A 25239-nucleotide genomic window follows, 5' to 3' on the forward strand; every position below is an offset into this window, starting at 1 on the left:
CTCCTTGGACAGCCACTTCTTCCTGTCGGCCTGTTTGAGCACTTCGTTGAAGAAGACCACCACCGCCTTGTGTTCGATCAGGCGCTCGCGGTTCTTGCTGAACACCGTGGGCACCCAGGTCGCATCGTCCATCGACAGCCCAATGAACCATCGAAACAGCAGGTTGTATTGCGTTTGCTCCATCAACTGCCTCTCGGAGCGGATGGAGTACAGCACCTGCAGCAGCATGGCGCGCAACAGCTTCTCGGGCGCGGTGCTGGGACGTCCGCCCTTGATGTCGTCTTCATACATCCGGGCGAACAACTCGCCCATCTCGGCCAGCGCCTTGTTGACCATCGTGCGGATGACACGCAACGGGTGATTCATCGGCACGAAATCGTCGAGCTTCTTGAGGGTGAACAGGCCTTCGGTGTAGGTGTCAGCGCCGCGCATGAGATGGTCGTTTCGAGGTAACGGGATACGCCGTTACTGTGCCACGACGTGCCTCTCAGGGCGACTTGCAAACGAAGTATTTCAGCAGCCTGCTAAGGGCGCGTCACCCCCCTGAGGGGAGCGGCACTGGCCGTCTGGCAAAGCCAGCCCGGCGGTGCCCTGGGCGGGAACGCTGCGCTCCGGACAGGTTTCAGGCTCCAGTCGAAGTGGCGTACTTCAAAGCTGGATGCGCGCCGCCAGCGCCTGCAGCTCCGCCAGCGGCGGGTCTTTGCGGGGCCATTCCAGGCCCACGCCGTCGTTGGCGTGGCGGGGCAATACGTGCACATGCACGTGGGGCACGGTTTGCCAGCCGTCGGGTTGGTTGGTTTGCAGCAGCGTCATGCCGCTGGGTTCAAACGCGGCCTGCACCGCTTTGGCCACCCGGGTGGCGATGGCAAACAGGTGCCCGGCCTCGGTTTCGCTCAGCTCCATCACCGTTGCCACCTGGCGCTTGGTGGCCACCAGCACGTGGCCTGGGTTCACCTGGCCAGCGTCCATAAAGGCGATGACCTGTTCATCTTCAAACACGATGGCGGCGGGGATTTCGCGGCGGACAATGCGGGTAAAGACGGTATCGGTCATGATGGAAAACGGTCTAGAAAAGCCCAAAAGGCCATTCTGCCCTGAACTTTTCCCCTCCGGACAACCTCCACCTTCTCCATGAAACGCCTGTTCCTTGCAGCTGTTGTTGCCCTGGGCCTGCTCGCCGGCTGTGCCACGCTGGACGAGCGCCAACGCGAATGGATTTTTCAGCCGTCCGACCGCAGCTGGTCGCGCGGCGCCGAAGCGGCCGAAGGCATGGCCGACGTCTGGATCGACTTCCAGTCCAAAGAAACCGGTCAGCCCGTCAAACTGCACGGCCTGTGGGTACCCCACGCAAGCTTCGATGCCCGTGCCGACGCGCCCGTGTTGCTCTATCTGCACGGCGCTCGATGGAACGTGACTGGCTCGGCTTTTCGCATGCGCCGCATGCAAGAGCTGGGCTTTTCGGTGCTGGGTGTGGACTACCGGGGCTTTGGCAAGAGCACGAACGAACTGCCCTCGGAAACGCTGGCCGCAGAAGATGCGCGCGCCGCCTGGGACTGGCTGGGCCAGCAGTACCCGGGGCGCCCGCGCTACATCTTTGGCCATTCACTGGGCGGTGCCATCGCCATTGAACTGGCCGCGCAGGTGAGCGACGAAGCGGGCACCCTGGTCGAAGGCACGTTCACTTCCATCCCCGATGTGGTGAGCACCTTCAAATGGGGCTGGCTGCCTGTGTCGCCGCTGATCACCCAGCGCTTTGAAGCCGTGAAGCGGGTGCCCGACATTGGCTCGCCGCTGCTGGTGGTGCACGGCGGGCAAGACCGTTTGATCAGCCCCGACCTGGGCCGCCGCCTGTATGACGCCGCCACCGGGCCGAAGGCGTTTGTGCTGGTGGAAGGCGGCTCGCACCACAACACCAATTCAGTGGGCCAGGCCCAGTACCGGGTGGCGCTGGCCGAGCTGTTTGGGCTGGAATAGAACACCCCCCGCGCCGCTTCGCGTCACCCCCCAAAGGGCGGCACTGGCCGTCCGGCAAAGCCGGCCCGGCGGTGCCCTGGGTTGGATCATTTCATGCGTTGGGGGTGGCGCTGCGGCAACCCGCCCGCCCAGGGCGCTTCTGCTACCCTCGACCGAATGCCTTCCAAGTCCTCCCCGATGGCCCCCGGCCTGATTGTTCTGACGCTGTCGCTGCTGCTGGGTCTGCAGCCGATTGCCACCGACCTGTACCTGCCCGCTCTGCCCGCGCTGACCGACGGTTTCGGTGCGCCCATGGCGCAGGCGCAACTCACGCTGACCGCCCTGCTGCTCTCGTTTGGCCTCTCTCAATTGGTGTGGGGCCCGCTGTCTGACCGCTTTGGCCGCCGTCCCATTTTGTTGCTGGGCATGGGCGCGTTTGTGGCGGCGTCCATCGGCAGCAGCTTTTCGCCGTCCATGGAACACCTGATTGCCTGGCGCGCGCTGCAGGGCATGGCCATGGGCGCTGGCGTCATGTGCGCGCGCGCCATCGTGCGCGACCTGTATGCGCCCACCGAAGGCGCCCGCATCATGTCCAAAGGGCTCACCGGCCTGGGCGTGATCGCCTGCGCCAGTGCGCCGCTGGGCGGGCTGCTGTCCGACCTGTTTGGCTGGCGCACCGCACTGCTGGCGCTGGCGGTGTTTGGCGCGGTCACGCTGGCGCTGCTGGTGTGGCGTTTTGAAGAAACCCTGCAGCAAAAGAACCCGCGTGCGCTGCAGCCGCTCACGCTGCTGCGCACCTGGGCTCACATCGCGCGGCACCCCACTTTCATCGCGTTTGCGTTGCTGGCCACCACGTCTTACGGCGGCCTGTTCACGTTCCTGGCAGCCTCTTCGTTTGTGTTCATCCAGGTACTGGGCCTGAGCAAAACCAGTTATGGCCTGGTCATGATGTCGATGTCGCTCAGCTACATCCTGGGCACACTGGCCTGCCGCCGCCTGCTGCTGCGCTTTGGCGTGCGCCGCACCGTGGCCATTGCGGGCGCGTTCACGCTCACTGGGGGCACCGCCATGGGGGTCATGGCGCTCATGGGCGTGCAAAACCTGTGGGCCATCATGGTGCCGTTTTACCTGTTCATGATGGGCCACGGTGTGCACCAGCCTTGCGGCCAGAGCGGTGCGGTAAGCCCATTCCCGCAGGCTGCCGGCGCAGCCTCGGCGCTGAGCGGTTTTCTGATGATGCTGGCCGCCTTTTTCATGGGCGGCTGGCTGGGCAAGAGCCTGGCCACCATTGGCGAGGGCAGCGCCAGTGTGCTGCCACTCACCAACGGCATCTGGTTCTGGAGCGTGCTGATTGCCGCCACCGCCTGGACGCTGGTGCAACGGCACGGCGAAGGAAACAAGCTCCCCCCTGCGCCGCTCCGCGACGCCCCCCCGCCGGGGGACCACGCAAGTGGCCCGGCAAAGCCGGTTCCACCGCGTGCACAGGAAGCCGACGAAGCATCGCCCCCCCTGCAAGAAGCCTCGCGCCCGAACGTATGAGCCTGCGGTCTTCGCCTGTTCGTTGTATCGCCCTGGCCGGGCCCACCGCCAGCGGCAAAAGTGCGGCGTCGCTGGCCATTGCGCAGCGCTGGCCGGTGGAAATCATCAGCGTCGATTCGGCGCTGGTGTACCGCGGCATGGACATTGGCACCGCCAAGCCCACCCCCGCCGAGCTGGCGCAAGCGCCGCACCACCTGATCGACATACGCGACCCGCTACAGGCCTACAGCGCGGCCGAGTTTGTGACCGATGCCACCCGGCTCATGGGCGAAATTCAGGCGCGCGGGCGCACACCGCTGCTGGTGGGCGGCACCATGCTGTATTTCAAGGCGCTCATGCAAGGCATTGACGACATGCCCCGCGCCGACGCCGCCGTGCGCGAGCGCATCGAAGCCCGCGCCAAGGCCTTGGGCTGGCCCGCGTTGCACGCCGAACTGGCCCGGGTGGACCCCACCACCGCCGCGCGGCTGTCGCCCAACGACTCGCAGCGCATCCAGCGTGCGCTGGAAGTGTTTGAAGTATCGGGCCAACCCATTTCGGCTTTGCAGACCCGCCAGGACGCCACGCACAGCAACCCGCTGCCGCCCGGCGCCTTGCTGTCCCTGGAGCCACTCGACCGCACCTGGCTGCACACCCGCATTGCCCAGCGCTTTGACGCCATGCTGGCCGCCGGCTTTCTGGACGAAGTGCGCCAGCTGCGTGCCCGTGGCGACCTGCACCCCGACCTGCCTTCCATGCGCTGCGTGGGCTACCGCCAAGCCTGGGAAGCGCTGGACGCCGCCGACAACGCGCCCAGCCCGGGCCAGCTGGCCGAACTGCGCGACCGCGGTATTTTCGCCACCCGCCAGCTCGCCAAACGCCAGATCACCTGGCTGCGCGCCATGCCCGAGCGCCAGGTAATCGCCTGCGATGCGCCCGATGCGCTGGAACAGGTGCTGCTGCGCGTGCAGGCGCTGCTCGGTGCGCCAGCATGAGCCTGGACATACGCGACCTGAGCAAGCGCTACGGCAACACCCCGGTGTTCAGCCACATCAACCTGCGCGTGGCACCCGGTGAATTTGTGGCCATCGTGGGCGAATCGGGCGTGGGCAAGTCCAGCCTGCTCAACTGCATGGCGGCGCTGGACGACTGGAGCAGCGGCACCATCACCCACGATGGCGTGGACCTGGGCACGCTGAACGAAACCCAGCGCGCCCACTGGCGGCGCGAAAAGCTGGGCTTTGTGTTTCAGGCCTTTCATGTGCTGCCGCACCTGGACGTGGCGCAAAACGTGGGCCTGCCGCTGCTGCTGCTGAAGCGGCCCGACACCGCCCGCGTGGCGCAGATGCTGGACGCCGTGGGCCTGGGCGCGCTGGGCGCGCGCTTGCCGGCCCAGCTGTCTGGCGGGCAACTGCAACGCGTGGCCATTGCCCGCGCACTGGTGCACCGCCCGAGCCTTCTGCTGGCCGACGAACCCACCGGCAACCTCGACCCCACGACCGCCGCCCAGGTGATGGATGTTCTGCAGCAACAGGCCGCTCAAACCGGCGCAGCGCTGGTGCTGGTGACGCACTCCGAAGCGGCTGCCGCGCGGGCCCAGCGCCAGCTGCGGCTGAGCGCAACCGGCTGCCACTGACCTCGTCAGCGCTGCACGCGCAGGCCTAAAAACAGCCACCGCCCCTTGCGTCGGGCGGGTGACGTGTGCACGCACTGAGCGCGTCCGAACACGCCAGACCACAGCACCTCTGCACGCCACGAGACCGGCCTTCACCCCACATAAATCAATTTGATGTATGTACCTTTATTACAATGCAATCCTTTGCACCATATGGGTTTTCCCTGCGTGTTGTAGCCATATCAAAAATCGAGTTACGTACTTGGTACATCCATTAATTCAAGGGTTTACACCAAGCGCAAACGTTTGCACTGATGATCGAATAACGCCACTTTCTTGCTGTCCATCTTCAGTCAAACTGAAATTTGATGACACGAAAGCTTCCTCACATTCCATCATCCTCGGAGCAAATTCATGCAAAACGTCTTCAAACTGGCCGCTGTGGCCGCCCTGTGTGCCTCGGCTGCGGCTGCCCACGCCCAACTGGCCTTGGACGCCAATCTGGAACTGGACACCACTTACACCAACAAGATTGACGCACCCGCCACCAACGCCCGCGACAGCGACCTGTCGCTGGGTGGCCGCGTGGAATTCAACGTGGGTGCCAAGGCCACCAACGGCGACGCTTTTGTGGCTGCTCGCGCCAGCTTGCTGCTCAAGAAAGACGGCAACACCGGCGTGGACGACCTGTGGGTGCAAGCCGGCAATGCCACCGCCGACGTGAAGCTGGGCCGCTTTGAAGCCATGGACTTGTTCCCTGTGGGCAAAGACACCGTGCTGGAATACGCGGAGGGCTACACCCCTTACCAAGCCAACACCCTGCGCGGCCGCAAGGGCAGCGACGTGTTTCACGGTGCTCTGGGCCTGAACGCCGCCCCTGGCCTGCGCGTGGAACTGGGTCTGGTGTTCAGCAAAGAGACCGACCAGGCCAAGGGCATTCGCCCCGCCGTGATGTACGCCGCCGGCCCACTGACGCTGCGCGCCGGTCTGGAATCGGTCAAGGTGGTGGGTTCCACCGCTGGCTCCGAAACGGGCCTGGGCCTGTCGGCCGGCTACCAGCTGAACAAAGACACCAGCATCAACGTCAACTTTGCCAAAAAGGAAGACGACAAGACCTTCGGCCTGAACGCCATCATCGGCGCTGCCGGCATCGGCTTGGTGTCTGGCAAGGGCGCCACCGCAGCCCAGAAGGCCACCACCGTGTACGCCGCTTACACGCTGCCGCTGATGGGCGTGAAAGGCGCCAGCATCACCCCAGCCCTGAGCTTTGCCAAGGGCGGCACGGGCACCAAGGGCCAGACCGCTGCCCGCGTGCGCATCAACTACGCGTTCTGATTGCTGTCACCAGGCGGGTCGCCCTTTGAAACAGGGCGCCTCCGCCGTTTCTCCCAGGTTTTTCATGTTGCCCGGTATCGCAAGGTACCGGGCTTTTTTTCGCCTGCGCGCCGGGCGCATGCCTGCTCAACACAACGGGCTTTGCAGGATGGAATAATGGTCCGATGCAGCGCACAAAACCCGTAAAAAAAGCCACCACGCCGCCCCATGAGGCTGCTGCGGCACCCGCCGAAGGCCGCCGCCGAATGCAGATGACCGACATCGCCCGCCTGGCGGGCGTTTCCACATCCACGGTTTCACGCGCACTCAGTGGCAGCCCCCTCATTCCCGAGGCCACGCGCACCCGCATCACCGAGTTGGCGCGCTCGCTGAACTACCGCGTCAACGTGGGTGCCGCCAACCTGCGCAAGCGCGACGTGCAGTCGATTGGCGTGGTGATTCTGGGTGACAGCATGCAGGCCATTTCGGACCCTTTTTTGCTGAGTGTGGTGGGCACGGTGGCCGACGCGCTGGACGAGCGCGGCATGAGCCTGCTGCTCTCGCGCATGAAAGAAGGCGCACCCCAACAGCTCGCCGCCATCGTGGACAGCGGGCAGGTGGCCGGGTTGGTGGTGATTGGCCAGCTGACCTGGCACGAGCGGCTGAACCAGCTGGCCAAAATGGACGTCCCCATGGCCGTGTGGGGCGCCAACCTGCCCGACGCCATTTACCCCACCGTGGGCAGCGACAACCTGCAGGGCGGCTACCTGGCTACCCGACACCTGATTGCGCGGGGGTGCCGCCACATTGCGTTTTTTGGTGACGTGAACCACCCCGAAGCCGGCCTGCGTTACCAGGGTTATCTGAAAGCCCTGCAAGAGGCCGGGCTCACGCCCGACCCCCGGCTGCACCAGTCTTTTTTGTTCAGCGACTCCCGCATCCGGGCGGTGATCGACCAGTGGCTTGACCAGCAGTTGGAATTCGACGCCATTTTTGCCAGCAGCGATGTGTGCGCGGTGTCCATCATGGGCGCCCTGAGCGAGCGCGGTATCGCCGTGCCCTCGCGGGTCAAGCTGGTGGGCTACGACGACATTGCGTTGGCCGAGCACGTCCACCCGTCCCTCACGTCGGTGCGCCAGCCCTATGCACTGGCCGGACGCGCCCTGGTGGACCTGCTGTTTGAAGCCGTTGCCGGCCAGCCGCGCCGCAACGTGGTGCTGCCCACCGAGCTGATCGAGCGCGAAAGCAGCCGCTGAGCCGCCACTGAACAGCTTGCCCACGCAGCCAGCGGCTGCTGTGCGCGCCACAACGGTGCGAAATTTCGTTCGCGTTACGTTTCCCTGGGTAGGTGAAAACCCCATCATGCAATCGTTTGCATCAATGCTCCAATTCATCCACTGCCCCACTGCGCAACAGACGCCTGGCAGTTCAACAGACCAACCCACACCCAAGAGGCAAACGAATGAAACGAAACGCTACCGCCCTGATCGCCAAGGCTGCGGCCCTGGCCTTGACCGCACCACTGTGGATCGCTGGCGCCCAAGCCGCCACCATCACCATCTCCTGCGGCTCGGTGGGCCAGGACTTTGAGTTCTGCAAGCAAACCACGTCCGAGTGGGCCAAGAAGACCGGCCACGAAGTCAAGCTGTTCACCATCCCCAACAGCACCACGGACATCCTGGCGCTGTTTCGCCAGATGTTTGCCGCCAAGTCGACCGACCTGGACGTGATCAACGTGGACGTGGTGTGGCCTGGCGTGATCAAAGACCACCTGCTGGACCTGAAGCCCTACACCAAAGGCATTGAAAAGGAACACTTCCCTGCCATCGTGGCCAACAACACCGTGGACGGCAAGTTGCTGGCCATGCCCTGGTTCACCGACGCGGGTCTGCTGTTCTACCGCAAGGATCTGGTTGAAAAATACGGTGCCAAAGCCCCCACCACCTGGGACGAACTGGCCGCCACGGCCAAGAAAATCCAAGACGGCGAGCGCGCCGCCGGCAACCGCGACTTCCAGGGTTTCGTGTTTCAGGCCAAGGCCTACGAAGGCCTGACCTGTGACGCCGTGGAGTGGATCCACAGCTTTGGCGGCGGCAACATCGTCAACGACAAGGGCGAGGTCACCGTCAACAACCCCAACGCCGTGGCCGCACTCAAGACCGCCGCGTCTTGGATCGGCACCATCGCGCCCCAGGGCGTGCTGAACTACGCCGAAGAAGAAGCCCGCGGCGTGTTCCAGAACGGCAACGCCGCCTTCATGCGCAACTGGCCTTACGCCTGGTCGCTGGGCAACGCCAAAGACTCCAAGATCTCCGGCAAGATCGGTGTGTCGGCCCTGCCCAAGGGCGGTGCCAATGGCCAGAACGCCGCCACGCTGGGTGGCTGGCAACTGGCTGTGAGCAAGTACTCCAAGAACCAGGCGGCCGCCGCCGATCTGGTGATGTACATGACCAGCCCCGACGTGCAGAAAATGCGCGCCATCAAAGGCTCGTACAACCCAACCATTGCCGCCCTGTACCAGGACAAAGACGTGTTGGCCGCCAACCCCTTCTTTGGCAGCCTGTACAGCGTATTCACCAGCGCCGTGCCGCGTCCAGCCACCGCCACCGGCGCGAAATACCCTGAGGTGAGCTCGGCGTTCTGGAACGCTACGCACGACGTGCTGTCGGGCAAGTCCACGGCCGAAGACAGCCTCAAGCGCCTGGAAGGCCGTCTGAACCAGGTCAAGCGCGGCAAGTGGTGATCTGACCCCTGGGTCACACAAGGCCCGGGGCTTGCCGCCCCGGGCCCCTTCCCTCGGTCTGAACCGGAGACACACCGATCATGAACAACAAGACGCGCACCGCCTGGACCTTCATGGCCCCGATGCTGCTGGTGCTGGTACTGGTGGCCCTGTGGCCGCTGGGTCGCACCATCTGGTTCAGCTTCACCGACGCCAACATCAATGACCTCTCGGTTACCCAGTTCGTCGGATTTGAAAACTACTTTGGCGAATACGGGCTGTTCGCCAACCCCAACAACACCGACGGCTTTTTTGCCAGCGACTGGGGCGTGTCCATTCTCAACACGCTGAAGTTCTCCATCGTCTCGGTCACACTCGAAACCCTGTTGGGTCTGGGCGTGGCGATGCTGCTGAACCAGAACTTCAAAGGCCGCACGTTTGTGCGCACCGCTGTGCTGGTGCCCTGGGCGATACCCACCATCGTGTCGGCCAAGATGTGGGGCTGGATGCTGCACGACCAGTTTGGTGTGATCAACCAGTGGCTGGTGGACGCCAGCATCATCACCGACAAGATCGCCTGGACCGCGCAGCCCGAGTACGCGCTGTGGACGGTGGTGGCGGTGGACGTGTGGAAGACCACACCGTTCATGGCGCTGCTGATCCTGGCCGCGCTGCAGACCCTGCCCAAAGACTGCTACGAGGCCGCCGAGGTGGACGGCGTGCACCCGCTGCGCGTGTTCTGGAAGGTGACCCTGCCGCTCATCAAACCCGCGCTGATGGTGGCCGTGATCTTCCGCCTGCTCGACGCGCTGCGCGTGTTCGACCTGATTTACGTGCTGACCTCCAACAACAACAGCACCATTTCCATGTCCGGTTTCGTGCGGCGCGAAATGATCGACAACGGCTACATGGGCTACGGCTCGGCCGCGTCCACCGCGCTGTTCCTCATCATTGGCCTTTGCACGGTGGCCGCCATCAAGCTCAGCCGCATGAAATTGGGAGAAGACTGATGCCCCCGCGTTCTTCACTTCGTGTCATCACTGCACCCCAAGGGGGCTATGGTCTCCTTTGGGGCGGCCCGGCAGGAGTCCAACCATGAAATCCGCTTGGTACGGGCGCGTGGCGCTCTATCTGGCCGCCGCGGTGGTGGTGGTCATTTCGGTGTTCCCGTTCATTTACGCGGTGTCGACATCGCTCAAAACCGGCTCGGCGCTGTTTGAATCAACGCTATGGCCCAACACGGTGACGCTGGACAATTACATCTCGCTGTTCACCCTGGCCGAACAACCCTTTGGCCGCCACATCCTGAACTCGATCATGGTGTCGGTGCTGGTGGTGTCGCTGTCGCTGTTCATTGGCGTCACCGCGTCCTACGCGCTGGGCCGCATCAACTTCAAGGGCCGGGGCCTGCTGCTCACCGCGGTACTGGCCGTGTCGATGTTTCCGCAGGTGGCGGTGCTGGCGGGCATGTTCGAGCTGATCCGTTTTCTGGGCCTGTACAACAAGGCCATTGGCCTGGTGCTGCCTTACATGATCTTCACCCTGCCCTTTACCGTGTGGGTGCTCACCACCTTCATGAAGCAGCTGCCAAAAGAACTGGAAGAGGCCGCCATCATGGACGGCTGCGGCCCCTGGCGCATCATCAAAGACGTGTTCATGCCGCTGCTGTGGCCCGCGCTGGTGTCCACCGGTCTGCTGGCCTTCATTGCGGCCTGGAACGAGTTCCTCTTTGCCCTCACCTTCGTGCTGGACAACAACGAACGCACCGTCCCGGTGTCGATTTCCTTGATTTCGGGCGCCAGCAAATACGACATTCCCTGGGGCAACATCATGGCCGCTTCGGTGCTGGTGACCATCCCCTTGCTCGGCCTGGTGCTGGCGTTCCAGAAAAAGATCGTCTCGGGCCTCACGGCCGGCGCGGTGAAGGGCTGAACACGGCGTGACCGAGCTGGCCCAAATACTGCATCTACCTTTTGAATCCACCCCTCAAGACCCCAACCCCATGACACCAAAAGCACCCAACAACGGCTGGTGGCGCGGCGGCGTGATCTACCAGATCTACCCGCGCTCGTACCAGGACAGCAACGGCGACGGCATTGGCGACCTGCCTGGCATCACCCAGCGGCTGGAACACATTGCAGCACTCGGTGCCGACGGCATCTGGCTCTCGCCCTTCTTCAAAAGCCCCATGAAGGACTTCGGCTACGACGTCAGCGACTACTGCGATGTCGACCCGATGTTTGGCACGCTGGACGACTTCAAGGCGCTCGTGCAACGCGCCCACGCCCTCGGCCTCAAGGTGATGATCGACCAGGTGCTCTCGCACACCAGCGACCAGCACCCCTGGTTTGCCGAGAGCCGCGCCACCCGCCACAACCCCAAAGCCGACTGGTACGTGTGGGCCAACGCCCAGGACGACGGCACACCGCCCAACAACTGGCTGAGCATTTTTGGCGGCAGCGCCTGGCAGTGGGACACGCGACGCTGCCAGTACTACCTGCACAACTTCCTGACCAGCCAGCCCGACCTGAACTTCCACAACCCCGCCGTGCAGGATGCGCTGCTGAACACGGTGAAATTCTGGCTCGACCTGGGGGTGGACGGCTACCGCCTGGACACCGCCAACTTCTACTTCCACGACGCCGAATTGCGCAGCAACCCCGGCCGTGGCGCGCCCGATCCGGACAAGCCCGACCCGGCCGTGAACCCCTTCAACCCCTATGGCTGGCAGTGGCACCAGTACGACAAAAGCCGGCCGGAAAACCTGGTATTCATGCAGCGCCTGCGTGCCCTGCTCGACCAGTACCCCGACACCACCATGGTGGGAGAAATTGGCGACGACGACGGCCTGGCCCGGGTGGCCGAATACACCGCCGGGGGCGACAAGCTGCACATGGCCTACTGCTTTGACTTGCTGGGCGAGCAGCACAGCACCGCGTTTTTACACGGCACACTGGAGCGCTTCAACACCGTGGTAGGCGACGGCTGGCCCTGCTGGGCGCTGTCCAACCACGACTGCGAGCGCTCCGCCTCGCGCTGGGGCGGCACACCGCCCCAGCCGCAGCTGCTGCGCCTGGCCGCGGCCTTTCAGGCCAGCCTACGCGGTACGGTCTGCCTGTACCAAGGCGAAGAACTCGGTCTGCCCGAAGCGCAACTGGCGTTTGAAGACCTGCAAGACCCCTACGGCATCACCATGTGGCCCGAGTTCAAAGGCCGCGACGGCTGCCGCACACCCATGCCCTGGGTGGCCGCCGCGCCCCACGCCGGTTTCACCACCGCCAGCAAGCCCTGGCTGCCCGTTGCCGCCACCCACACCCCGCTGGCGGTAGACCAGCAAGCCGGGCACGCGGACAGCCTGCTGAGCTACTTCACGCAACTGCTGCACTGGCGCCGCCAGCAGCCTGCGCTGGTGCATGGCCGCATGGCCCTGCTGCCGCTGCACCCTCAGGTGCTGAGCATCGTGCGCGAAGAAGGCCCGCAGCGCCTGCTGTGCGTTTTCAACTTCAGCGACCAGGCCGCCAGCCTGGCCCTGCCGCCGGAATGGACCGGGGCCACCGCGCTGGCCGGCAGCGGCCTGACTGGCGCGCGGCTGGACGCCGGCACAGTCCATTTCGAGCCCTGGGGCGGTCTGTTTCTGCAGGCCTGAACCCACACCCCCCCAGACGGAGAAGCCCATGTCCCGGATCGATTTCAAAAACGTCTGCAAGCGCTACGCGCCTCAGTCCCCGCTCACCATCAACAACGCCAACCTCACGATCGAAAACGGTGAGTTCTGTGTGTTCGTTGGCCCATCGGGCTGCGGCAAGTCCACGCTGCTGCGCATGGTGGCCGGTCTGGAAGACATCAGCTCGGGCGACCTGTCCATCGGCGGTGAGCGCGTGAACGACCTGCCGCCCGCACGCCGGGGCGTGGCCATGGTGTTCCAGAGCTACGCGCTGTACCCGCACATGACGGTGCGCGACAACATGGGCTTTGGCCTGAAAGTGTTTGGCTCCAACGCGGCCGAGATCGACAAAAAGGTGCGCGAAGCGGCCGAGATTTTGCAGCTCACCCACTTGCTGGACCGCCTGCCCAAAGAGCTCTCGGGCGGCCAGCGCCAGCGCGTGGCCATTGGACGCGCCATTGTGAAAGAGCCGCGCGTGTTTCTGTTTGACGAACCGCTCTCCAACCTGGACGCCGCCCTGCGCGTGCAGACCCGCCTGGAAATCGCCAAGCTGCACCACGAAATTGGCACCGCCAGCATGATCTACGTGACGCACGACCAGGTCGAAGCCATGACCCTGGCCGACAAGATCGTGCTGCTGCGGGTCGGCGACGAGGTGCAGACCAAAGGCTCCATTGCCCAGATCGGCACCCCCATGGACCTGTACCACCGGCCCAACAGCCTGTTCGTGGCCGAATTCATTGGGTCACCCAAGATGAACATCTTGCCCGCCACCTTCCAGTCGGCAGACCAGGGCCGCGCCCACATCACCGTGGCAGGGCACGCCTTCGAGGTCGCCGTGCAGGCCGACCACCTGGCGGCCAACCAGCCGGTGAGCATGGGCCTGCGGCCCGAACACATGCGCCTGGCCGATGCCGACAACAGCCCCAACAGCTTGCCGGCCCGGGTGACCCACATTGAGAAACTGGGTGAAGCCTCGCTGCTGTACCTGGACCTCGGCGCCGCCACCCCCACCATCACCCTCAAGCTCGAAGGCACCACCACCCAGAAAACCGGCGACGCCATCCGCCTGCAAGTCAACGCCCAGGACCTGCACCTGTTTGACAGCGCTGGCGAGGCGCTCACGCGCACCGTATCCTTGCCCACTTGAGCCGCTGAATCGCCCATCCCATTCACCCACACCTTCAGGCGGGAGTTCCGGTCATGCTGACAACACAAGACCTTCACGCCATCCAGTCCGGGCACCACCCGGACCCTTACGACGCGCTGGGCATGCACACCGTGGGCGGCGCCCTCTGGGTGCATGCGTTTTTGCCGGGTGCGGCGCAGGTGGGCTTGATCGAACGCGCGAATGGGCGCCACCGGGGTGCGCTGCTGCGCGCACCCGGCACCGATGTTTTTTCGTTGAACCTCGGCGTTGAAACGGCACCCTTTGCCCACCAGTTTGAGGTGCAGTGGGCCGACGGCCACACCGCCCGCCTGGACGACCCGTTTGCCTTTGGCAAGGTGCTGGGCGAGCTGGACGTGTGGCTGCTGTCCGAAGGTACGCATCTGCGCCCCTACGAATGCCTGGGTGCCCACCCGCGCACGCTGGACGGTGTGGCCGGTGTGAGCTTCGCCGTGTGGGCGCCAAGCGCGGCCCGCGTGTCGGTGGTGGGCGGGTTCAACCAGTGGGACGGCCGGCGCCTGCCCATGCGCCTGCGCGGCGAGTGCGGTATCTGGGAAACTTTTGTGCCGGGCCTGGCTGCCGGCGAGCTGTACAAATTCGAGGTGGTGACCTCCGGCGGTGAGCGCCTGCTCAAAAGCGACCCCTATGCCTTTCGGTGCCAGCTCCGGCCCGACACCGCCAGCGTGGTACACGGCTTGCCCCCCGCACGGCCCATGGCCCCCGAGCGGGCCCGGGCCAACCGGATGGACCAACCCATCAGCGTCTACGAAGTGCACCTGGGCTCGTGGCGAAAGCAAGACGGCTGGCGCTGGCTGAACTACCGCGAGCTGGCCGACACGCTGGTGCCCTACGTGCGCGACATGGGCTTCACCCACATCGAATTGCTGCCGGTGTCAGAGCACCCGTTTGACGGCTCCTGGGGCTACCAGCCGGTGGGCCTGTACGCGCCCACGGCGCGCTTTGGCAGCCCGGAAGATTTCGACCACTTCGTGCAAGCCGCCCACGCCGCAGGCCTGGGCATCATCCTGGACTGGGTGCCCGCCCACTTCCCCACCGACAGCCACGGTCTGGCCCAGTTTGACGGCACGCACCTGTACGAACACGCCGACCCCAAAGAAGGTTTCCACCAGGACTGGAACACCCTCATTTACAACTACGGCCGGCGCGAGGTGCGCAACTACCTGATCGGCAATGCGCTGTACTGGCTGGAGCGTTTTGGCATTGACGGCCTGCGCGTGGACGCGGTGGCCTCCATGCTGTACCGCGACTACAGCCGCGCCGAGGGCGAATGGGTGCCCAACCGCTTCGGCGGCCGTGAAAACCTGGAAGCGATCGACTTCTTGCGCCGCCTGAACCACACCGTGGGCGTGGAGCGCGACGGTGCGCTGATGGTGGCGGAAGAGTCCACTTCGTTCCCCGGCGTGAGCCGCCCCCCCGGTGCCGACCTGCACAGCGGTGGCCTGGGCTTTCACTACAAATGGAACATGGGCTGGATGCACGACAGCCTGCACTATTTCGCCCGCGACCCGATCCACCGGCGGCACCACCACAACGAACTCACCTTCGGCCTGGTCTATGCGTTCAGCGAAAACTTCATGCTGCCGTTTTCGCACGACGAGGTGGTGCACGGCAAAGGCTCGCTGCTGCAGCGCATGCCCGGCGACGACTGGCAGCGCTTTGCTGGCCTGCGCACGCTGTATGGCTACATGTGGGCCTACCCCGGCAAAAAGCTGCTGTTCATGGGCTGCGAATTCGCACAGCCCACCGAATGGCAGGCCGACGGCCAGCTGCCCTGGCACCTGCTGAACGACCCGCGCCACGCCGGCATGCAGCGCCTGGTGCGCGACCTCAACCGCGTCTACCAGCACCACACGCCGCTGCACCAGCTCGACACCAGCCCGGCGGGCTTTGCCTGGATCGCGCACGACGACGCCGACCAGTCGGTGCTGTCGTGGCTGCGCCTGGACAGCGAAGGCCACCCCATCGCGGTGGTGTGCAACCTCACGCCGGTGCCGCGTCCGGGCTACCGCATCGGGCTGCCGCTCGCGGGCGCCTGGCAAGAAATCATCAACACCGACGCGGCTGTGTACGGGGGCAGCGGCCAGCACAGCGGTGTCGGCCATACCCAGGCCTGTGCGGCGCACGGTCACGCACAATCGGTGGTGCTGAACCTGCCGCCGCTGGCCTGCGTGATCCTGGCCCCGGTGCCGCCGGCCCCCCATGAAACGCCCTGAAAGCCCTGAACGCATGCATGCGCTTGGCGCCACCGTCACACCGCAAGGCGTGCATTTCGCCCTGGCGGCACCCCATGCGCAGGGTGTGGAGCTGTGCCTGTTTGACAGCGCTGGCCTGGCCTGTACCGCGCGCCACGCTCTGGCCGTGGACGCGCAAGGCCTCTGGCGCGGGTTTGTGCCCGGCCTGGCGGTCGGCGCGGTGTACGGCTACCGGGTACAAGGCCCCTGGAACCCGGCCGAGGGCCAGCGCTTCAACCCCGCCAAGCTGCTGCTGGACCCGTATGCCCGCGCGGTAATGGGCTGCTACGACGGTGACGATATCCACAACGGCCACCGCGCCGACGACCCCAGCCAACCCGACCCACGCGACAACGCCGCCACCGCGCTGAAGGCCCGTGTGCTGGCCGACCCACCGCCGCTGAACGCACCCCGCCCGCAGGTAAACCCGGCCCGGCGCGTGCTGTACGAGCTGCACCTCAAGGCCTTCACCGCGCTGCATCCCGGCGTGCCCGAGGCGCTGCGCGGCACCTACGCCGGGCTGGCGCACCCGGTGGCCATCGCCCACCTGAAGCGCCTGGGCATCACCACCGTGTGCCTCATGCCGCTGGCGCAGCGGGCCGACGAGCCGCGCCTGCTGCAGCTGGGCCTGAGCAACCACTGGGGCTACAACACCATCGGCTGGGCCGCGCCCGAAACCCGCTACGCCAGCGCCCCCGAGCGCGCCCGCGACGAATGCCGCGACCTGGTGGACGCGTTGCACGCAGCCGGCCTGGAGGTGGTGCTGGACGTGGTGTTCAACCACTCGGCCGAGTCGGATGAGGCCGGCCCCACGCTGTCGCTGCGCGGCATTGACAACGCGCTGTATTACCAGCTGCAGCCCAACGACCGATCGCGCTACGTCAACTGGGCCGGCTGCGGCAACGTGCTGAACCTGAACCAGCCGCTGGTGCTGCGCCTGGTGATGGACAGCCTGCGTCGCTGGGTCACCGACTTCGGCATCGACGGCTTTCGCTTCGACCTGGCCCCCATCCTGGCGCGCGGGGAGCCGCCGCACACCGGCTTTCAACCGCGGGCGCCCTTCCTGATGGCGCTGGCGCAAGACCCACTGCTGTGCGAGCGCCTGATGATTGCCGAGCCCTGGGACATTGGGCACGGCGGCTACCAGCTCGGCGCCTTTCCTGCCGGCTGGCTGGAATGGAACGACCGCTACCGCGACACCCAGCGCGGCGCCTGGCTGCGCCAGAGCGGCACGCCCGGCGCACTGGCGCACACGCTCGCCGGTTCCAGCGCGGTGTTTGGCAGCCGGCCCGCCCACAGCAGCGTGAACGTCCTCACCGCTCACGACGGCTTCACTCTGATGGACCTGGTGAGCTATGTGCACCGCCACAACGAAGCCAACGGCGAACACAACCGCGACGGCCACAGCCACAACCTGAGCGTGAACCACGGTGTGGAAGGCCCCAGCGACGACCCCGCCGTGGTGGCCGCCCGCCTGCGCCAGCGCCGCGCCCTGCTGGCGGTGCTGCTGCTGTCACTGGGCACGCCCATGCTGCTGGCCGGCGACGAAATGGGCCACAGCCAGCAAGGCAACAACAACGCCTACTGCCAGGACAACCCCAGCACCTGGCTGCACTGGGACACCGCTGACCAAGACCTCGCCGACTTCGTGGCCCATCTGATCGGTTGGCGCCAGTCGCTCACCCCGCTGCTGGCCCACTGGTGGCACAGCGGTCCGGCCGCCAGCCGCGCAGGCGCCATTGCCCAGTGGTTTCAAACCAGCGGCAACCCCTTGGGCCCCGGTGAATGGGAACAGCCCCACGCCGCGCCACTGGTGCTTCGGCTCAGCGGGCCGGGCATGGCCTGCTTGTTGCTTTTAAACCCCAGCAACCAGCCCCACCGCGTGGTGCTGCCGCCCGGCCCCTGGCAGCGCCAGCTGTGCTCCCACAGCGGGCACACCGAACCCATGCCGCTCACGGCCACGGCCGAACTGCCAGCTGGCTGCGTCTGGCTGGCCGTTCAGCCCGGCGGCCATTTTCAGGAATTGTCATGACCCTTCAGACCCTGCCCACCACCCCGTTCAGCGGCCAGCGCCCCGGCACGTCCGGCCTGCGCAAAAAGGTGGCGGTGTTCCAGCAAGCGCACTACCTGGAAAACTTTGTGCAGGCGCTGTTTGACGTGTTGCACGGCACCGACCAACCCGCCACCGGCCTCACCCTGGTGCTGGGCGGCGACGGCCGATTTCACAACCGCACCGCCGTGCAAACCATTTTGCGCATGGCCGCCGCGCGGGGCTATGCCCGGGTGCTGGTGGGCCAGGGCGGCATCTTGTCCACGCCAGCGGTCAGCGCGGTGATTCGCCGCCATGGCGCCAGCGGAGGTATCGTGCTCTCGGCCAGCCACAACCCAGGCGGGCCCGAGGGCGACTTCGGCATCAAATACAACAGCGCCAACGGCGGGCCCGCCCCCGAAAAGTTGACCGAAGCCATTTACGCGCGCACGCAGACACTGCAGCACATCGCCACCAGCGACTGCGCCGACCTGGCACTGGACACGCTGGGTCTGCAAAAGCTGGAGGCCACCGACGTGGAAGTGATCGACCCGGTGGCCGACCACGCCGCGCTGATGCGCGAGCTGTTCGACTTTGACGCCATCCGCGCGCTGTTTGCGCGGGGTTTCAGGCTGCGTTTTGATGCCATGTGGGCAGTGGGCGGTCCGTATGCCAAAGCCATCATCGAGGGCGAGCTGGGCGCACCGGCAGGCACGGTGGTACACGCCGAACCCCTGGAAGACTTCGGCGGTCTGCACCCGGACCCCAACCCCGCTTACGCCGACGACCTGATCGACCACCTGATGGGCCCCGACGCGCCCGACATGGGCGCGGCCACCGACGGCGATGCCGACCGCAACATGGTGCTCGGCCGGGGGTTTCTGGTCTCCCCGTCCGACAGCCTGGCCGTGCTGGCCGCCAACGCCACCAAGGTGCCCGGCTACCGCGCCGGTCTGGCCGGCGTGGCGCGCTCCATGCCCACATCCACCGCGGTGGATCGGGTGGCCAAGTCCCTGGGCATCCCCTGCTTTGAAACCCCCACCGGCTGGAAGTTTTTCGGCAACCTGCTCGATGCCGGCCAGGTCACCCTGTGCGGTGAAGAAAGCTACGGCACCGGCTCCAGCCATGTGCGCGAGAAAGACGGCCTGTGGGCGGTGCTGTTCTGGCTGAACCTGGTGGCTGTGACCGGTGAGTCGGTGGAAGTGCTGGTGCGCCAGCTGTGGCGCGAGCATGGCCGCTGCGTGTATTCGCGCCACGACTACGACGGCATCGCCACCGAGCAAGCCCACACGCTCATGGCCGAACTGCGCGCCCAACTGCCCACGCTGGCGGGTACCACCGTGGCTGGTCAGCGCATTGCCTGGGCCGACGACTTCGCCTACACCGACCCGGTGGATGGCTCGCTGAGCCAGCAGCAAGGCGTGCGCGTGGTGCTGCAAGATTCGTCGCGGATGGTGTTTCGCCTCTCTGGCACGGGGACCGAGGGCGCCACCCTGCGCGTTTACCTGGAGCGCCACGAACCCGACACCAGCCGCCACGACCTGCCCGCCCAGCAAGCGCTGGCACCGCTGATCGGGCTGGCCCAGGCCCTGGCCCGCATCACCCACCACACCGGCATGCACACCCCCACCGTGATCACCTGAACACCCGAGCGCAGACCCGGCCACAGGCACACGCCACACCCACCCAACAGGAGACACACCATGAGCCCCACACCCCAACCCGCACCCCTGAACACCGACCGCCACATGCAGCCCCACATGCTGGTGCGCCGCTCCATTGCCCTGGTGCTGGCGGGTGGGCGCGGCTCGCGCTTGAAGCAGCTCACCGACAAGCGCGCCAAACCGGCGGTGTATTTCGGCGGCAAGTTCCGCATCGTCGACTTTGCGCTGTCCAACTGCGTGAACTCGGGCATTCGCCGCATTGGCGTGATCACGCAATACAAGTCGCACTCGCTGCTGCGCCACCTGCAGCGCGGCTGGAGCTTTCTGCGCGCCGAGCTCAACGAAATGGTGGACCTGCTGCCCGCCCAGCAGCGGGTGGACGAAGAGCACTGGTACCGCGGCACGGCCGACGCGATCTACCAGAACATGGACATCATCCAGTCGAGCAACCCCGAATACGTGGTGGTGCTGGCTGGCGACCATGTTTACAAAATGGACTACTCGCTGATGCTGCAAGACCATGTGGCTTCGGGCGCAGGCTGCACCGTGGGCTGCATTGAAGTGCCGCGCGAAGAAGCCACGGCGTTTGGCGTGATGGCGGTGGACGCCGAGCGCCGCATCACCGACTTCGTGGAGAAACCCGAACACCCGCCCACCATGCCCGGCAGCGACACCGTGTCGCTCGCCAGCATGGGCATCTACATCTTCAACGCGGCCTACCTCTACCGCCTGCTCGAAGAAGACCTGGCCAACCCCGCCTCCAGCCACGACTTTGGCAAAGACGTGATCCCCTGCGTGGTGCGCGAGGGCCGTGCCGTGGCGCACCCGTTCTCCATGTCCTGCGTGTCGTCCACCCCGAATGCCAAACCCTACTGGCGCGACGTGGGCACCATCGACGCCTTCTGGGAAGCCAACCTGGACCTCGCCTCGGTCACGCCCGAACTCGACATTTACGACACCGAATGGCCCATCTGGACCAGCCAGCGCCAGCTGCCTCCGGCCAAATTTGTGCAAGACGCCGACGGCAAACACGGCCTCACCATCAACACCATGGTCTCGGGCGGCTGCATCGTCTCGGGCTCGGTGGTCAGCAACTCGGTGCTGTTTTCCAACGTGCGCGTGCACTCCTTCTGCCTGGTCGACCAGGCCGTGCTGCTGCCCGAGGTGACCGTGGGCCGCAACTGCCGCCTGAGCCGCGTGGTGGTGGACCGCGGCTGCAAGTTGCCCGACGGGCTGGTGATCGGTGAAGACGCCGAGCTGGACGCCCAGCGTTTCGAACGCAGCCCGGGCGGCGTGGTGCTGGTCACCCGTGACATGCTCAACCGGCTCCCCACCGCCCAGCCCTGAAGCCTGCGCACATCTCTCCCCGCACCATGAACATCCTGCAAGTCAGCGCCGAGTACCACCCCCTGCTCAAAACCGGGGGCCTGGCCGATGTCACCGGCGCCCTGCCCCACGCCCTGCGCGCCCACGGTTGCGACGTGCGCGTGCTGCTGCCCGGCTTTCCGGCGGTGCTGGCGGGCTTGCAGCAAGCGGCCGAGCTGCTGCGGTTCAACGCCCCCTGGGGCGCCGAGCTGCGGCTGTGGCACGGCAGCTTGCCCGGCACGCCCGCCGTGCAGGCTTATGTGCTGGACGCACCGGGCCTGCTCGACCGCCCCGGCAACCCCTACGAAGACGCCCACAAACAGCCTTACGCCGACAACCACCGACGCTTCGCCGCGCTGGCCTGGGCCGCGGTGCAGCTCGCCCAGGGCGGTGACAGCCGCTGGACGCCCCAACTGGTGCACGGGCACGACTGGCACGCCGGCCTGGTGCCCGCCTGCCTGGTGCACGCGGGCGGCGGCCAGGCGCTGTTGCCCAGCGTGTTCACCGTGCACAACCTGGCGTACCAGGGCCTGTTTGATGCCGCGCGCTTTCCCGACCTGGGCCTGCCGTGGTCGTTCTTCCAAATGGAAGGTCTGGAGTTCTGGGGCCAGGTGTCGTTCATGAAAGCCGGCCTGCACTACGCCAACCGCCTCACCACCGTCAGCCCCACTTACGCCCGCGAAATACAGAGCCCCGAACACGGCTGCGGGCTCGACGGCCTGCTGCGCCGCCGCCAGGCCGAGCTGAGCGGCATCCTCAACGGCGTGGACGACACGATCTGGAACCCCGCCACCGACAGCCTTTTGCCCCACCCCTTCAGCCAGGACCAGCTGCTGGGCAAAGCCCGCTGCAAAGCCGCCCTGCAAACCGAAGCCGGGCTGCACACCCACGCCGATGCGCCGCTGTTCACCGTGGTCAGCCGCCTGACCGAGCAAAAGGGGCTGCCCCTGGTGCTGGAAACGGTGGACGGGCTGGTGGCCAGTGGCGCCCAGCTGCTGGTGCTGGGCAACGGCGACGCCCACCTCGAAGCCGCCTTTCGGGCCAAGGCGCAACAACACGCCGGCCGGGTGGCCGTGCGCATCGGGTTCGACGAAGCGTTTTCCCACCGCGTGTTTGGCGGCAGCGACGTGACCCTGGTGCCCTCGCGCTTCGAGCCCTGCGGCCTGACCCAGCTCTACGCCCTGAAATACGGCAGCGTGCCGCTGGTGCGCCGCGTGGGTGGCCTGGCCGATTCCGTCACCGACACCCAGCCCGACACACTGGCCAGCGACACGGCCACGGGCATTGTGTTTGACCACATGGACGCCGCTGAATTGGCCCACGCCCTGCAGCGCGCCCTGGCCCTGTACCGGCACCCTACCCAATGGCAGCGGGTGCAGCGCGCCGGCATGCGCCAGCGCTTTTCCTGGGACGAAGCCGCCCGGCAATACGCCGCGCTCTACCGCGAACTCATCGCGCCCTGAATCTTCCGCTTCTTGAACACCCCATGACACAGACCGCTTCTTTCGCTTACGACAGCCCCCGCAACGACCTCGCCTCGCTCAAGCAGTCGATCGCCAACAAACTCGTGTTCACCGTGGGCAAAGACCCATCGGCCGCCCGCCCCGAAGACTGGCTGCAAGCGGCGGCCTACGCCGTGCGCGACCGCCTGGTGGAGCGCTGGATGCGCACCACCCACGCCCAGTACGACCAGGACGCCAAGCGCGTGTATTACATGTCCATGGAGTTCCTCATGGGCCGCGCGTTTGACAACGCCACGCTGGCGCTGGAACTGCGCGACACCCTCAAACAAGCGCTGAGCGAGCTGGGCGCCGACATCGACGTACTGGCCTCGCTCGAACCCGACGCCGCGCTGGGCAACGGCGGCCTGGGCCGCCTGGCGGCCTGCTTTCTCGACGCCATGGCCACGCTGGGCATTCCCGGCTACGGCTACGGCATCCGCTACGACTACGGCATGTTCCGCCAGACCATCGTGGACGGCCAGCAGGTGGAGGTGCCCGACTACTGGCTCACCCATGGCAACCCCTGGGAATTTGCGCGGCCCGAGGTGGTGTACCGCGTGCAGTTTGGCGGCCATGTGGTGCAAGAAGGCCCCAAAGACGCGGTGCGCCACCGCTGGGTGGACTCGCACGACGTGCTGGCCATGGCCTACGACACCATCGTGCCCGGCTACGGCACCGACGCCACCAACACCCTGCGACTGTGGTCGGCCAAAGCCACCGAAGAAATTGACCTCGGCGCCTTCAACCGGGGTAACTACTTCGCCGCCGTGGAGAGCAAGAACCACTCCGAAAACGTGTCGCGCGTGCTGTACCCGGACGACTCCACCCCGTCGGGCCGCGAACTGCGCCTGCACCAGGAGTACTTTTTTGTGAGTGCCAGCGTGCAAGACCTGCTGCGCCGCTACCTCAAAACCCACACGGGCTTTGAAGCGCTGCCCCAAAAAGTCAGCATCCACCTGAACGACACGCACCCGGTGCTGGCCATTCCCGAGCTGATGCGCCTGCTGCTCGACGAGCACCACCTGCCCTGGGCCGACGCCTGGAGGCTGTGTCAGGGCGTGTTTTCGTACACCAACCACACGCTCATGCACGAGGCGCTGGAAACCTGGCCGGTGGAGATGATGGGCCGCGTGCTGCCGCGCCACCTGCAAATCATTTACGACATCAACAGCCACTTTCTGGCCGGGCTGGCAGCCTCTGGCGTGCACGACCCCGAGCTGATTCGCCGGCTGTCGCTGATTGACGAGTCGGGCGAACGCCGCGTGCGCATGGCCTACCTGGCGGTGGTCACCAGCCATTCGGTCAATGGCGTGTCGGCCCTGCATTCGGACCTGATGCAACAGTCCATCTTTGCCGACTTTGCCCGCCTGTGGCCCCAGCGCTTCAACAACAAGACCAACGGTATCACCCCCCGGCGCTGGCTGGCCCAGGCCAACCCGGCGCTCGCCAGCCTGATCGACAGCCGCCTGGGTCGGGGCTGGCGGCGCGACCTGACCCAGCTCGAAGCCCTGCGCCCGCTGGCCAGCGACGCCGGTTTTGCGCAAGCCTTTCGCGAAGCCAAGCAAGCCAACAAACAGCGACTGGCTGCCTGGCTGGAGCAGCACATGGGTTTGCAGGTCAACCCGCATGCGCTGTTTGACGTGCAGGTCAAACGCATCCACGAATACAAGCGCCAGCTGCTCAACCTGCTGCACGTGGTGGCGCGCTACCAGCGCATCCTGGCGCAGCCCGACGCCGACCACACGCCCCGCGTGGTGATCTTTGCGGGCAAGGCCGCCTCGGCGTACCACACGGCCAAGCTCATCATCCGGCTCATCAACGACGTGGCCACCACCATCAACGCCGACCCGCGCGTGGGCGAGCGCCTCAAGGTGGTGTTCGTACCCAACTACAGCGTGAGCCTGGCCGAAATCATCATCCCGGCGGCCGATCTGTCTGAGCAAATCTCAACCGCCGGCACCGAAGCCTCGGGCACCGGCAATATGAAGTTCGCCCTCAACGGCGCGCTCACCATCGGCACCCTGGACGGTGCCAACGTGGAGATACGCGACAACGTGGGCGAAGACAACATCTTCATCTTCGGCCACACCACGCCCGAGGTGCAGGCGCTGCGCAGCGCGGGCTACCAGCCGCGCCGTTTTCTGGACGAACTGCCCGAGCTGCAACGGGTGCTGGAAGCCATTCGCGACGGCGCCTTCAGCCCGGAAGAGCCGGCCCGCTACCAGGCGGTCTACGACATGCTGGTGAACTGGGGCGACCACTACCTGCTGCTGGCCGACTACACCAGCTACGTGGCCACCCAGGCCCGTGTGGACCAGGCCTACCGCGACACCGATGCCTGGACGCGCCAGACCATCCACAACGTGGCGGGTATGGGGCCATTTTCGGCCGACCGCACCATCGCCGAATACGCCCAAACCATCTGGCACAGCCCGCCCCTGGCCAACCTCACACCCAGCGGCCGCTGACCCCG

19 protein-coding genes are annotated in these 25239 nt (G+C 65.8%); 17 read left to right on the top strand and 2 right to left on the bottom strand.

The genetic code is table 11. The features are described 5' to 3' along the window. Together ACTG4K_RS14325 and ACTG4K_RS14330 are read right to left on the bottom strand one after the other, a co-directional pair. The coding region (locus ACTG4K_RS14325; RefSeq protein ID WP_439114888.1) for a transposase at positions 1 to 432 on the bottom strand (432 nt) is incomplete at its 3' end. Positions 433 to 648: 216 nt separating this feature from the next. Continuing rightward, positions 649 to 1053, bottom strand: coding sequence for an HIT family protein (locus ACTG4K_RS14330; protein WP_439114889.1), 405 nt, complete (start codon positions 1051 to 1053; stop codon positions 649 to 651). Positions 1054 to 1131: 78 nt separating this feature from the next. On the opposite strand from ACTG4K_RS14330, the gene ACTG4K_RS14335 reads away from it, so the two are divergent. The 17 genes from ACTG4K_RS14335 (at position 1132) to ACTG4K_RS14415 (ending at position 25234) form a co-directional block, all read left to right on the top strand. Further along, positions 1132 to 1974 (top strand): alpha/beta hydrolase, encoded by an 843-nt coding sequence (locus tag ACTG4K_RS14335; protein WP_439114890.1) that lies wholly within the window; start codon positions 1132 to 1134, stop codon positions 1972 to 1974. 156 nt (positions 1975 to 2130) lie between these two features. Next, the gene (locus ACTG4K_RS14340) at positions 2131 to 3492 is read left to right on the top strand and encodes a multidrug effflux MFS transporter (protein ID WP_439114891.1); all 1362 of its coding nucleotides are present in this window, start codon (positions 2131 to 2133) and stop codon (positions 3490 to 3492) included. Next, positions 3489 to 4466 (top strand): tRNA (adenosine(37)-N6)-dimethylallyltransferase MiaA, encoded by a 978-nt coding sequence (gene miaA, locus ACTG4K_RS14345; protein WP_439114892.1) that lies wholly within the window; start codon positions 3489 to 3491, stop codon positions 4464 to 4466. The genes ACTG4K_RS14340 and miaA overlap by 4 nt, the downstream gene beginning before the upstream one ends. Continuing rightward, positions 4463 to 5107, top strand: coding sequence for an ABC transporter ATP-binding protein (locus ACTG4K_RS14350; RefSeq protein WP_439114893.1), 645 nt, complete (start codon positions 4463 to 4465; stop codon positions 5105 to 5107). Before miaA ends, ACTG4K_RS14350 begins: the two co-directional genes overlap by 4 nt. Positions 5108 to 5500: 393 nt before the next feature. Beyond that, the gene (locus ACTG4K_RS14355) at positions 5501 to 6421 is read left to right on the top strand and encodes a carbohydrate porin (protein WP_439114894.1); all 921 of its coding nucleotides are present in this window, start codon (positions 5501 to 5503) and stop codon (positions 6419 to 6421) included. Positions 6422 to 6585: 164 nt separating this feature from the next. Next, the gene (locus ACTG4K_RS14360; RefSeq protein WP_439114895.1) at positions 6586 to 7656 is read left to right on the top strand and encodes a LacI family DNA-binding transcriptional regulator; all 1071 of its coding nucleotides are present in this window, start codon (positions 6586 to 6588) and stop codon (positions 7654 to 7656) included. 206 nt (positions 7657 to 7862) lie between these two features. Then, positions 7863 to 9143 (top strand): ABC transporter substrate-binding protein, encoded by a 1281-nt coding sequence (locus tag ACTG4K_RS14365; protein WP_439114896.1) that lies wholly within the window; start codon positions 7863 to 7865, stop codon positions 9141 to 9143. 80 nt (positions 9144 to 9223) lie between these two features. Beyond that, positions 9224 to 10132 carry a carbohydrate ABC transporter permease gene (locus ACTG4K_RS14370; protein WP_439114897.1) on the top strand — a complete coding sequence of 303 codons (909 nt, stop codon included), beginning with the start codon at positions 9224 to 9226 and terminating at the stop codon, positions 10130 to 10132. A gap of 85 nt (positions 10133 to 10217) precedes the next feature. Next, a complete protein-coding gene (locus ACTG4K_RS14375) occupies positions 10218 to 11054 on the top strand; it encodes a carbohydrate ABC transporter permease (protein ID WP_439114898.1) in 837 nt (278 codons plus the stop codon). 70 nt (positions 11055 to 11124) lie between these two features. Further along, positions 11125 to 12768: an alpha-glucosidase family protein gene (locus tag ACTG4K_RS14380; protein WP_439114899.1), complete on the top strand. Its 1644-nt coding sequence runs from the start codon at positions 11125 to 11127 to the stop codon at positions 12766 to 12768. A gap of 28 nt (positions 12769 to 12796) precedes the next feature. Then, positions 12797 to 13936, top strand: a complete 1140-nt coding sequence (locus ACTG4K_RS14385; protein WP_439114900.1) for an ABC transporter ATP-binding protein — start codon at positions 12797 to 12799, stop codon at positions 13934 to 13936. Positions 13937 to 13989: 53 nt separating this feature from the next. Then, the gene (gene glgB, locus ACTG4K_RS14390) at positions 13990 to 16188 is read left to right on the top strand and encodes a 1,4-alpha-glucan branching protein GlgB (RefSeq protein WP_439114901.1); all 2199 of its coding nucleotides are present in this window, start codon (positions 13990 to 13992) and stop codon (positions 16186 to 16188) included. Further along, positions 16175 to 18238 carry a glycogen debranching protein GlgX gene (glgX, locus tag ACTG4K_RS14395; RefSeq protein WP_439114902.1) on the top strand — a complete coding sequence of 688 codons (2064 nt, stop codon included), beginning with the start codon at positions 16175 to 16177 and terminating at the stop codon, positions 18236 to 18238. The genes glgB and glgX overlap by 14 nt, the downstream gene beginning before the upstream one ends. Then, complete coding sequence (locus tag ACTG4K_RS14400; RefSeq protein WP_439114903.1) at positions 18235 to 19878, top strand: alpha-D-glucose phosphate-specific phosphoglucomutase; 1644 nt, start codon at positions 18235 to 18237, stop codon at positions 19876 to 19878. Before glgX ends, ACTG4K_RS14400 begins: the two co-directional genes overlap by 4 nt. A 60-nt stretch (positions 19879 to 19938) precedes the next feature. Next, positions 19939 to 21246, top strand: a complete 1308-nt coding sequence (gene glgC / locus ACTG4K_RS14405) for a glucose-1-phosphate adenylyltransferase (protein ID WP_439114904.1) — start codon at positions 19939 to 19941, stop codon at positions 21244 to 21246. Positions 21247 to 21272: 26 nt separating this feature from the next. Next, on the top strand, positions 21273 to 22727 hold the full coding sequence (gene glgA, locus ACTG4K_RS14410) for a glycogen synthase GlgA (protein WP_439114905.1): 1455 nt from the start codon (positions 21273 to 21275) through the stop codon (positions 22725 to 22727). Positions 22728 to 22750: 23 nt separating this feature from the next. Then, the gene (locus tag ACTG4K_RS14415; protein ID WP_439114906.1) at positions 22751 to 25234 is read left to right on the top strand and encodes a glycogen/starch/alpha-glucan phosphorylase; all 2484 of its coding nucleotides are present in this window, start codon (positions 22751 to 22753) and stop codon (positions 25232 to 25234) included. The last annotated feature ends 5 nt before the right edge of the window (positions 25235 to 25239 follow it).

This window comes from Hydrogenophaga sp. (assembly GCF_965657535.1).
In the GTDB taxonomy this organism is placed as follows: domain Bacteria; phylum Pseudomonadota; class Gammaproteobacteria; order Burkholderiales; family Burkholderiaceae_C; genus Hydrogenophaga.

Bases quoted from the DNA above. Each gene is read 5' to 3' on its own strand.
- ACTG4K_RS14355 (WP_439114894.1), top strand. From the start codon at position 5,501: ATGCAAAACGTCTTCAAACTGGCCGCTGTGGCCGCCCTGTGTGCCTCG.
- glgX (WP_439114902.1), top strand. From the start codon at position 16,175: ATGAAACGCCCTGAAAGCCCTGAACGCATGCATGCGCTTGGCGCCACC.
- ACTG4K_RS14360 (WP_439114895.1), top strand. From the start codon at position 6,586: ATGCAGCGCACAAAACCCGTAAAAAAAGCCACCACGCCGCCCCATGAG.
- ACTG4K_RS14340 (WP_439114891.1), top strand. From the start codon at position 2,131: ATGCCTTCCAAGTCCTCCCCGATGGCCCCCGGCCTGATTGTTCTGACG.
- ACTG4K_RS14365 (WP_439114896.1), top strand. From the start codon at position 7,863: ATGAAACGAAACGCTACCGCCCTGATCGCCAAGGCTGCGGCCCTGGCC.
- ACTG4K_RS14375 (WP_439114898.1), top strand. From the start codon at position 10,218: ATGAAATCCGCTTGGTACGGGCGCGTGGCGCTCTATCTGGCCGCCGCG.
- ACTG4K_RS14400 (WP_439114903.1), top strand. From the start codon at position 18,235: ATGACCCTTCAGACCCTGCCCACCACCCCGTTCAGCGGCCAGCGCCCC.
- glgC (WP_439114904.1), top strand. From the start codon at position 19,939: ATGAGCCCCACACCCCAACCCGCACCCCTGAACACCGACCGCCACATG.
- glgA (WP_439114905.1), top strand. From the start codon at position 21,273: ATGAACATCCTGCAAGTCAGCGCCGAGTACCACCCCCTGCTCAAAACC.
- ACTG4K_RS14415 (WP_439114906.1), top strand. From the start codon at position 22,751: ATGACACAGACCGCTTCTTTCGCTTACGACAGCCCCCGCAACGACCTC.
- glgB (WP_439114901.1), top strand. From the start codon at position 13,990: ATGCTGACAACACAAGACCTTCACGCCATCCAGTCCGGGCACCACCCG.
- ACTG4K_RS14370 (WP_439114897.1), top strand. From the start codon at position 9,224: ATGAACAACAAGACGCGCACCGCCTGGACCTTCATGGCCCCGATGCTG.
- miaA (WP_439114892.1), top strand. From the start codon at position 3,489: ATGAGCCTGCGGTCTTCGCCTGTTCGTTGTATCGCCCTGGCCGGGCCC.
- ACTG4K_RS14380 (WP_439114899.1), top strand. From the start codon at position 11,125: ATGACACCAAAAGCACCCAACAACGGCTGGTGGCGCGGCGGCGTGATC.
- ACTG4K_RS14330 (WP_439114889.1), bottom strand. From the start codon at position 1,053: ATGACCGATACCGTCTTTACCCGCATTGTCCGCCGCGAAATCCCCGCC.
- ACTG4K_RS14385 (WP_439114900.1), top strand. From the start codon at position 12,797: ATGTCCCGGATCGATTTCAAAAACGTCTGCAAGCGCTACGCGCCTCAG.
- ACTG4K_RS14335 (WP_439114890.1), top strand. From the start codon at position 1,132: ATGAAACGCCTGTTCCTTGCAGCTGTTGTTGCCCTGGGCCTGCTCGCC.
- ACTG4K_RS14350 (WP_439114893.1), top strand. From the start codon at position 4,463: ATGAGCCTGGACATACGCGACCTGAGCAAGCGCTACGGCAACACCCCG.